The following is an 8698-nucleotide window of genomic DNA, read 5'->3' as shown; positions in this document are numbered from 1 at the left end:
CCGCGGGCGATGACTTCGAGTCCGAGGGGCTGGTGGGCGTGCCCTGCGCGGCGGAGGCGGGCTTTTGCGTGGGGGTGCTCTTCCCGCCGGTCTCGCCCGCCTTGGGTGAGGTCTGAGCTGAGGAGCCGTCCTTGGCGGCGGCCTCCTTCGGAGGGGTCTTTGGGGACGTTTCACCGGGCTTGGGTGAGGTCTGAGCCGAGGAGCCGTCCTTGGGGGCGGCGTCCTTCGGAGGGGCCTTTGGGGACGCGTCGCCCGGCTTGGGAGAGGTCTGAGCCGAGGAGCCGTCCTTGGGGGCGGCGTCCTTCGGGGGGGCCTTTGGGGACGCGTCGCCGGGCTTGGGAGAGGTCTGAGCCGAGGAGCCGTCCTTGACGGCGGCCTCCTTCGGAGGGGCCTTTGGGGACGTCTCGGCGGGCTTGGGAGAGGTCTGAGCCGAGGAGCCGTCCTTGGGGGCGGCGTCCTTCGGAGGGGCCTTGGGCGACGTCTCTCCGGGCTTGGGAGAGGTCTGAGCTGAGGAGCCGTCCTTGGCGGCGTCCTTCGGAGGGGCCTTGGGGGACGTCTCTCCGGGCTTGGGTGAGGTCTGAGCTGAAGAGCCGTCCTTGGGGGCGGCGTCCTTCGGAGGGGCCTTGGGTGACGTCTCGGCGGGCTTGGGAGAGGTCTGAGCCGAGGAGCCGTCCTTGGGGGCGGCGTCCTTCGGAGGGGCCTTGGGTGACGTCTCGGCGGGCTTGGGAGAGGTCTGAGCCGAGGAGCCGTCCTTGGGGGCGGCGTCCTTCGGAGGGGCCTTGGGTGACGTCTCTCCGGGCTTGGGGGGCGTGCTTCCCTGCGTCGTCGCGCTGGTGTTCCCCTGGGAACCATTACCCGGGAGCTGTGATGATGGGGTTGCGGGCCGCGTGGAGCCCTGGGGAATGCCGCCGTTGTCGGCGGGAGCGGACTGAGGCCTGGCCGGGGTCTGGGTGGCCTGAGGCTGGGTGGGAGTATTGCCGAGGCTCTGAGGGGTCGGGTTGGGTCGTGGCGTGGAGCCCTGGGGAATGCCGCTGTTGTTGGAGGGAGCGGATCGAGGCCTGGCCGGGGTCTGGGTGGCCTGAGGCTGGGTGGGAGTATTGCCGAGGCTCTGAGGCGTCGGGTTGGGCCGTGGCGTGGAGCCCTGGGGAATACCGCTGTTGTCGGAGGGAGCGGATCGAGGCCTGACCGGGGTCTGGGTGGCCTGAGGCTGGGTGGGAGTATTGCCGAGGCTCTGAGGCGTCGGGTTGGGGCGTGGCGTGGGGCCCTGGGGAAGGCCGCCGCCGGAAGGCGCGGACTGAGGCCTGACCGGCGTCTGCGGGGTTCCAGCGCTGACAGGGGGCGTTCTGGAGCCGGGGAGCCCAGGGGACTGCGACCCGCCGTTGCCAGGCATCGCGCTCTGGTTCGGGGGAACGTTGACCGGAGAGGCCGGCGGCCTGGGCGTCACGGTGGGCGAGCTCGGCGCAGTGGTGGGCGCCTGGCCGACATTGGGGCCGCTGTTGCCGGTCGTCGCGCTCCCGAGTTGACTTCCCGAAGGCGCGGTCGTCGTGGTCGTCGGGCCGGGCGAGCTCGGTCGGCTCACGCTCTTCCGCGTCACGGGATCCCAGTCGGAGAAGGCGCCCGCCTTCGGGGTCGGGCTCGGGGCCGCGGCCTGGTTCATGGCGCCGGGCGCGGTCGTGCTGCCGGACGGGCTGCTGGTGCCCGTCGAGGGATGCGCGAAATTGCCTGCGCTCTTCGACTGGGCGCGCAGGTCCGCACGAATCGATCTGGATGGCGACGACGAACGGCTCCGCGACGACCTCATGAACCATGATTGACGCGAAACTCGTGCGTTGCCAAGCGCCTCGCCCGCGCGCCCCGCGGCGGCAACTCCGGTCCCGTGGCGTCCTGCTCCGCCCGCTGCGCATCGCCTCGGAGCCGCCTCTGAACCGGCGATCCCCGCACCTCGGATCCGCGACGGCTCGCCTCATTGCGGCGCTCGCCCGTCGAGACGCCGCCGCGAATCCGAGCATGCGTTCAGCGCGACACGCGACAGGCGCGGCGATCGCGGCCAACCCGCCGCGCAGGTAGCCTATTCCTCGAATGCATGTGCAGGCGCGTCAACCTGGCTGAAATATTCTTGCCCAAGTGAATTTTCTTGCGTTTCATCTACCGCGCTGGTCGCACGGTCGTGCGTCGGCGCGCTCGGCGTCAATCGACGGCTACCGGCGCGAATCGAAGGCTGAGCCGGCTCGCTGCGCACGCGCCGCCGCGGCGAGTTGTCTCGCGCCGCGCTCTTGTGTACGAGGTTGGAGCGGGCAGCGCTGGCCCATCGAGCCGTGGCGCAGGGCCAGGAGAGCGAGGAGCCATGAGCGTCACGACCATCGCCGTCACCGACTTCAAGCCTGCGACGGCGCCGCTGCCCGCGTTCGACGAGGAAGCGGCGGTGCAGAGCCTGCTCGTCTCCTCCGTCGAGGCGGCCTACCGCCACCGCCTGCCCCTCGTCGGACGCACGGATGTGCACCCGCTCGTCCAGGCGGCCACCATGGCCTTCACCCAGCGGTATCCCCTCGTCCTCTCGCCCGACGTGCTCTGGTTCTGCCTGGCCCGGGGGTTCACGCTCCACGTCGCCGCGAGCGAGGAGCAGCGGCGCCAGATCCTCCTCGACGACAGCGATTTCGAGCTGACGATCGATCGGCCCGACTTCACGCTCGGCGAGGTGAACCCGTGGCCCGTCGCATTCTCGGATTTCTCCGCCCAGGTCGCCGCGCGGGTCGGCAAGCTGCGGGAGCTCGTGACAGCCGGCTTCTCGACCACGGGACCGGTGGAGCGCGTCGCCTCGGAGCTCACCGTGATGACGCCTTTCGTGCCGCACTTCGAGTGGCAGCCTCCCTTCCCGGCGGACATGAGCTTTCCGGACCCTGGAATCCCGCGCATCTACCTGCTCGGCACGGCGGACGACTGGCGCTGGGTGCGCCACCGCGCGGCGGCGTTCGGCCCGTTCGGCGCGGAGCGCTGGACTCACGCTCTCCTGCCGGTGCTCGACCAGATCGTGGCTTCAGCGGAGGGCCGCCCCGATCCAGCGTTCTGGCGCGCCTTCTTCCGGTACGAGAACACCGCCGACGAGCTCACCGGGTGGATCCACGTGCTCTTCCCGTACCTGCGCGCCTGGCCTGCCGACCATTTCATTCCGAATTCGTCCCTCGACGGCTGGCACGATCGCTGGAAGGCCGCAGAGGCCCGGCGCAACCCGCTCTCCGCGCTGGCGAACCCGGAGGGCCCCGGGCTCGCCCGGCTCCCGCCCGGGCTGACCAGCGCGCCCTTGCGCTTCACCGACGCGCAGCGCCAGGACCACGCCCTGGAGTTCATCAGCGGCCTCATCGGCGTCACGCAGGACCAGCACTCGCTCGCGCTCATCCCGGAGTTCGTGTGGGCCATCGTGCACGGGGAGCCCGGATCCGAGGCCGAGCAGCCCGCCGAGGCGCGCTGAGCGGAGCGCCCCTCCGACGGCCGCGCTACCCGAACCGCACCTCGATCCCGGCGCCCCCGCCCGCCACCACGACCTCTCGATCCCTGCACCCGGGATCCTCCGCCATACGCGCCGCGATCGGCGTGATCACCCGCTCCTCGATCACCCGCTTCAGCGGCCGCGCCCCCCGCCTCGGATCGAACCCCGCCTCGGCCAGCCACGCCCGCGCCTCGGGCAGCACCCGGAGCCGCAGGTTGCGCCGCACGAGCCCGGTGCGCGCCTCCGCCTTCGCGAGCTCGAGATCCACGATCCTGAGCACGCTGTCCCGCCCGAGGCTCCGGAACTGCACCACGTGGTCGATGCGGTTCACGAACTCCGGCCGGAAGTGCTCGCGCACGCCCGCCGGCGCCGCGCGTCGGGCGTGGTGCGCGCTCGACGCTCCCAGCGCGCCGTCCAGCGCGCCCGCCGCGCCGGCCTCGCCGTCGCGCCCGCCGCCGAACCCGACCGGCGGCCGATCGGCGACGCCGAGGTTCGAGGTCATCACGATCAGCACCATCCGGAAGTCGACGTGGCGCCCGTCCTCGTCCGTCAGCCGGCCCTCGCCGAGGATCCCGAGCAGCAGATCGAACACCTCGCGGTGGGCCTTCTCGATCTCGTCGAGCAGCACCAGCGACAGCGGCTCCTGCCGCACGCGCTGCGCGAGCGTCGTCGCGCCGGGCCCCGCCTCGAGCAGCCGCGCCGACGAGCCGGGGAGCCGGTACTCGCTCATGTCGAGGCGGATCATCCGCCCCTCGTCGCCGAACATGAACCGCGTGAGCTCCTTCGCGAGCTCCGTCTTGCCCACGCCGGTCGGGCCGGCGAACAGCAGCGTGCCGCACGGGCGCTCCGGATCGTTCATCCCGGCCTTGAAGCGCGCGAGCACGCGCGCCGCGGTGTCGCACGCCTCGTCCTGCCCGATCACGCGCCGCTTCAGCCCGCGCGCGATCGTCCCGGCGCTCGCCGGGATCTCGTCGGCGATCAGCTCGATCGGCAGCCCCGAGTGGCGCGCGTAGGCCTCGGAGACGTCCCGCGGATACAGCTCGCGCGTCGCCGCCCCCGCCGCCGGCCGCGCCTCCGCGCCGGCCCGATTGGCGGCCTCCTGCGCGAGCCAGTCGAAGAAGCGGAACGCCTTGCCGGGGAAGAGCACGTCGCGCCGGAACATCGCGAGGTGCTGGACCAGCCGCTTCTTGCCGGCCGGGTGCAGCCGGACGCGCGCGTCCTTCCGCGCCTCGTACTCCGCGAGCAGCGCCGGGACCGCGGCCGCGTCGGGCTCGCGCAGCCGCACGATCTGGAAGCACGCCACCAGCGAGGGCGCGCGCCGCTGGCACGCCTCGAGCTCCGCCTCGGTGCACTCCGCGATGAGGCTCACCTCGCCGCTGCGCAGCGCGGGCAGGAGCACGTCGCCGATCGACGCGCCGTCCGGCTGCGGCCGCAGCAGCGGCAGCAGCGCGCCGACGTGGAGCAGATCCCCCTCGTGCGACAGCTCGCTCACCAGCTTCAGGCACCTCGCCTGCCACATGCCGAGGTACGTCATCCCGGCGAGGAGCCTGTCGGCCGAGGTGCTGAACAGGCCCGGCGATCGCGCGCGCGCCTTGTCCCTCCGCCACCCCGCGAACCGCCGCGCGAGCCGGTGGACCCAGGTCGTCTTGCCCACGCCGGGGCCGCCCACCAGCAGGATCGACGGCAGCGGCGCGCCCGGCGCGAGCTCCGCCACGTCGAACAGCGGCAGCGCCTGCTCCAGCTCCTCCGACTCGCCCACCGCGAGCGGGAGCCGCTGGCGCGCGGCCTTCTCGACCAGGTCCTCGGCGACGGCGCCGAGCGTGGGGCGCTCGTCGCCCGCGCGCCGGGCGGAGCGCTCTGCGCGCGACGCGAGGCGCGGCGACCACGGGCGCACGTGCTCGTCTCCCTCCCGCCGGAAATCGAACAGCGAGCGCGGGGACTCGCCCATCAGCGCGCTCGTGACGAGCTGGCGCAGCACCTCGGGCGCGATCGAGAGATCCTCCAGGATCACCGACCAGCCGAAGCGGGGGAGCATCACGCGATAACCACCCTCGGCGAGCTTGCTCGCGAGGTACGTGAGCCGCAGCGGGATCCGGCCCTGGCCCACCACGGGTGTCCGCTTGACCGTGGTCTGCGGGTGAACGTCCACCGCCAGCGTGCGCACCTCGAACGACTCGTCCCAGAGATAACGGTCGAGGTCGTCCTCGCCCGTCGCCATGCGCGCGTGGAGCTCGAGCTCGATCTTGCGCAGCACGTCCTCCTCGGAGGCGCCATAGGCCGACGGCGCCGGCCGGTCGAAGAGGAATGCCCACGTGCGGAGGAGGATGCCGGTGACGCGGCCGTCGTGGTGGGCGATGAGATAGACGCGGAGCGATTTCTTGGTCATACGGCGGCGGTGGCCGGCCGCAGCCGGAGCGCGTCAGCCTACCACACCCCGGCCCCGCGCCCGCGCGCCGGGGAAACGTCGCTCCGACTCCGCCTCAACGGCCCCGCGCCGCGGCCGGCAAGAGCATTAACAAAGCCTCTCCCCGCTCACCCCGGCGCGTCGTTGAACCGCCCGCGACGGCCAGCGCAACTCCATGCGCCGTGGTGACAGCATGCGTCAAATCAGGCGCGCGCGACGACGCACAAGCAACCCTGCTGCACAATTACGACGCTGTGGAGCGCTGGAATCTTATACACCGTGAGCTCGCCGGCAGGTGTAGAGTGGCGGGCATGCCGCAAACGCCTTTCTTCATCATGCCTCGTCGCCGCGCGACGCGAGCCGCGCTCTCGTTGTTCCTCTCCCTCGCGCCGCTCGCGGGGGCCGCGCCCGCCAGCGCCGCGGTCGAGCAGCTCGACGGCACGGTGCTGCCCACGCCGGTGGGAGATGCCGAGCTCGGCCTCGTGACGAGCCGCGGGTTCCCGGAGGACGCCGTCACGCTCGATGGGCTCTTCATGTACCGCGGGGAGGACATCGATCCGGTGGCGGACGCGAGCACGGAGCCGGGCGTCTTCTCGCCGCTCTGCGGGTTCACGGGAGAGCTCGTGCTGCGCGGGGGCGGGTGCAAGGTCGCGTTCGGCTGGTACAACGCGACGGCGAGCGGCATGCGCCCGCCGGACAACCAGATCTACGAGCTGATCCCCGCGGACACGTCCGTCGCGTTCCGGTGCGAGGACAACGACTTCTGCCCGCTGGCCACGATGATGACGACCCAGGCGGGGCAGCACGACTGGACACCGACCCAGTTCTCGGCGGCCGACATCCGCAACGACCCGCGGTACCAGGGCGGCCTCGTCGGCTTCGCGCTGATCGGCAAGGCGGGCACCTACTGCACCCAGACGAAGTTCTCGCAGCGCGAGCTGAACACCGTCTGCACGAACTGCACGCCGAACGAGCCGTGGGTGACCACGCTCATCTACACGTCGACGGCCTCGCCCGACGCGTTCTATGTCGCCTTCGAGGACCTGCCCGTGACCCCGACGAGCTGGAAGGGGAGCCAGGGCGGGTACACGAACGACGGCGATTTCAACGATTTCGTCTACTACATCACCGGAGTGACCTGTAAGGGCGGCGGCCAGGTCTGTGACACGGGCGAGACCGGCGCGTGCGCCGTGGGCAGGACGGGCTGCGCGACCGACGGCGTGACCGAGTGCCTGCCCGTCCTCGAGCCCGGCGAGCAGAGCGAGCGCTGCGACAACATCGACAACGACTGCAACGGCGAGGTCGACGACGGCGAGGGGCTCTGCGAGGAAGGCCTCGTGTGCAACCGCGGGGCGTGCGTGCCGTACTGCGGCCGCGGCGAGGTCGTGTGCGATCTCGGATTCGTCTGCGAGGAGGGCCTCTGCGTCGAGCAGGCGTGCGTGGGCGTCGCGTGCGAGGGCGGCCAGGTCTGCGTGGGCGGCACGTGCGTGGGCGGCTGCGACGGCGTCGTCTGCCCCGCGAACCAGGAGTGTCAGCTCGGGCGGTGCGTGGATCTCTGCGCCACCATCGACTGCGGCGAGGACACTGTGTGCGAGCGCGGCATCTGCCAGTCGAACTGCGGTTGCCGCACCTGCCCTGACGGCAAGACGTGCGGGGCCGACGGCCGCTGCGTCGACACCGGCTGCGAGGGCAAGACCTGCGCTCCCGGGCAGGTCTGCGTCGGCGGGAGCTGCGCCGACGCGTGCGCGGGCGTCGTCTGCCCGGGCGGCGCGCCGTGCACGAACGGGTCCTGCGGCGAGCCGCCGGTCGGCGGCCCCACCGCGACGAGCAGCGGGACAGACGGAGGCGGCCTGTTCCTGGATGAGCCGCCGCCGGATCTCACGGCCACCGTCGGGGCCGGCGGCGCCGCGGGCAGCGGCGGGAACGGCGGCGGCATCGGCAAGCCCGACTCGTCCTGCGCCTGCCGCGCCGGCGCGACGTCAGAGGGCTCGCCGGCCAGGCTCGGCGTGCTCGGCCTCGGCCTGCTGCTGCTCGCCGGCCGCAGGCGCCGCGCCCGCGCTGCGCGGTAGTCCTCCTCCTCACGCCTCACCACGCGGCGCGCGCCATCACGCCTCACCACGCGGCGCGCGCCGCCATGGCGGCCACGAGGCCCGCCACGACGGCCGCCAGGAACCACGCGAGCTGCGCGCCGGGCGGCTCGCGCGCCGCGGCCGCGCCGGGCAGCGGGAACACCACGGAATGCACCCGCCGCGCCTCCGCGTCGACCAGCAGCACCCCGTCGACGTCGAACGCGAGCCGGTACTCGAGGAGCTGCCGCCGCGTCGCGGGCGTGTCGATGCGCGGCGCGAGCCGGCCTGTCTTCACCTCGGCGACATACCGCCTCGGCCCGTGCGCCACGAGGTAGTCGGCGCGGAGGCCGACCGTCATCGGCTCACCGTCGATCTGGACTCCATACGAGACCGCGACCTGCCGGCCGAGGATCGTGTACCCGAGCTCGCGGAGGAGCGCCTCGGCCCGCGCCTCCCCCGCGGCGCCCTGCTCCCGGATGCGCTCGATCCGGCGCCGCTGCCGGGCGCTCCGCCACGCGAGCCGGACCGTCTGGACGAGCCCGAAGAAGAGCGCCGCGCCGGCCACGGCCAGGAGGAGCTCGGGCGGTGCGTCGCGGAAATCCACGCAGCGCGTGTTTGCGCAAGTTTCCGGAGATCGGGCCAAGTTTTCTGCGACAGACCGCCCGCGGCGCGGCTGGCGGGCGTGTCCGCGGGCCCTTAGGACACGCTGTACAGCTCCGCAGCAGGCATCCCGCGCGCCCG

At 72.5% G+C, this 8698-nt stretch carries 5 protein-coding genes; 3 read left to right on the top strand and 2 right to left on the bottom strand.

The genetic code is table 11. From position 1 onward, the window contains the following. Positions 1-1544 precede the first annotated feature (1544 nt). Positions 1545-1814 carry a hypothetical protein gene (locus WME76_RS33700; RefSeq protein WP_437956332.1) on the top strand — a complete coding sequence of 90 codons (270 nt, stop codon included), beginning with the start codon at positions 1545-1547 and terminating at the stop codon, positions 1812-1814. Positions 1815-2344: 530 nt separating this feature from the next. Next, positions 2345-3466: a DUF4419 domain-containing protein gene (locus WME76_RS33695; RefSeq protein ID WP_437956331.1), complete on the top strand. Its 1122-nt coding sequence runs from the start codon at positions 2345-2347 to the stop codon at positions 3464-3466. Positions 3467-3491: 25 nt separating this feature from the next. Here WME76_RS33695 and WME76_RS33690 read toward each other — a convergent pair whose 3' ends face one another. Continuing rightward, positions 3492-5870, bottom strand: a complete 2379-nt coding sequence (locus WME76_RS33690; protein ID WP_437956330.1) for an AAA family ATPase — start codon at positions 5868-5870, stop codon at positions 3492-3494. A 329-nt stretch (positions 5871-6199) separates the two neighbouring features. Here WME76_RS33690 and WME76_RS33685 point away from each other — a divergent pair, with 329 nt between their 5' ends. Then, the gene (locus tag WME76_RS33685; RefSeq protein ID WP_437956329.1) at positions 6200-7957 is read left to right on the top strand and encodes a hypothetical protein; all 1758 of its coding nucleotides are present in this window, start codon (positions 6200-6202) and stop codon (positions 7955-7957) included. 43 nt (positions 7958-8000) lie between these two features. Here WME76_RS33685 and WME76_RS33680 read toward each other — a convergent pair whose 3' ends face one another. After that, the gene (locus WME76_RS33680; protein WP_433929472.1) at positions 8001-8561 is read right to left on the bottom strand and encodes a hypothetical protein; all 561 of its coding nucleotides are present in this window, start codon (positions 8559-8561) and stop codon (positions 8001-8003) included. Positions 8562-8698: the final 137 nt, after the last annotated feature.

Source organism: Sorangium sp. So ce119, assembly GCF_051524405.1.
Lineage (GTDB): Bacteria > Myxococcota_A > Polyangia > Polyangiales > Polyangiaceae > Sorangium > Sorangium cellulosum_G.
This window is presented reverse-complemented; position numbering and strand designations above follow the sequence as displayed.

Excerpts from the sequence above, each read along its gene's own strand:
- WME76_RS33695 (WP_437956331.1), top strand. The coding sequence starts at position 2,345 with ATGAGCGTCACGACCATCGCCGTCACCGACTTCAAGCCTGCGACGGCG.
- WME76_RS33690 (WP_437956330.1), bottom strand. The coding sequence starts at position 5,870 with ATGACCAAGAAATCGCTCCGCGTCTATCTCATCGCCCACCACGACGGC.
- WME76_RS33685 (WP_437956329.1), top strand. The coding sequence starts at position 6,200 with ATGCCGCAAACGCCTTTCTTCATCATGCCTCGTCGCCGCGCGACGCGA.